The organism is Alphaproteobacteria bacterium (assembly GCA_024244705.1).
Classification (GTDB): domain Bacteria; phylum Pseudomonadota; class Alphaproteobacteria; order JAAEOK01; family JAAEOK01; genus JAAEOK01.
In genome coordinates, this window is record JAAEOK010000011.1 from 1 (window position 1) to 592 (window position 592).

The 592-nt window shown below is 33.1% G+C and carries 1 protein-coding gene; it reads left to right on the forward strand.

Translation table 11 applies throughout. The features are described from left to right. Positions 1-188 precede the first annotated feature (188 nt). Positions 189-356, forward strand: a complete 168-nt coding sequence (locus GY791_01390; protein ID MCP4327078.1) for a hypothetical protein — start codon at positions 189-191, stop codon at positions 354-356. The last annotated feature ends 236 nt before the right edge of the window (positions 357-592 follow it).

Consider the following 592-nt stretch of genomic DNA (forward strand, 5'->3'; position numbering starts at 1 on the left):
GCGTTCGAGCCGACTGCGATTCTCAGGATAAAATCGCTATAGCGCTTTCATCCTTGCGAGTCTCGCGGCTCAACAGCCGGCGTTAGGAATCCATGATTGAAACGCTAATAAAATTACATAAAACAGATTTTGTAATCTATGAAGTCTTCTTGCTGATTACAATATGCATCTGGTATTGGACACTCTTCATGGGTGCTGCAAAAAAATGGAGTGAAGGAATAATACAATTTTGGGGTAAACTTTCATTTACGCAAATTACAAACCCTACTATACTAAAAATATTTGTGACAATTTTTCTATTGGCCACAATTGGTGGAGGATACGGAATAATAATTAATAAATTTAATAATTTCTAATATGTAACTTGAGAGTTTCCATTACCATAAATCCCATTGGCAAATTTATTATTCAGAATATAAACTTACCACCTAATATAGGTTGCAAGAAATTTCTAAAATTATCTATGAAACATTATCGCAAGGTGGTGCTATGTTATTTTCTCCAGGAGTTATTCACAAAATGCAAATTCATGGTCTTACTATTATAATTGAATCACATAAGATGAAATTGTTTATTTCGTATAGCCCTAATA

Excerpts from the sequence above, each read along its gene's own strand:
- GY791_01390 (MCP4327078.1), top strand. The coding sequence starts at position 189 with ATGGGTGCTGCAAAAAAATGGAGTGAAGGAATAATACAATTTTGGGGT.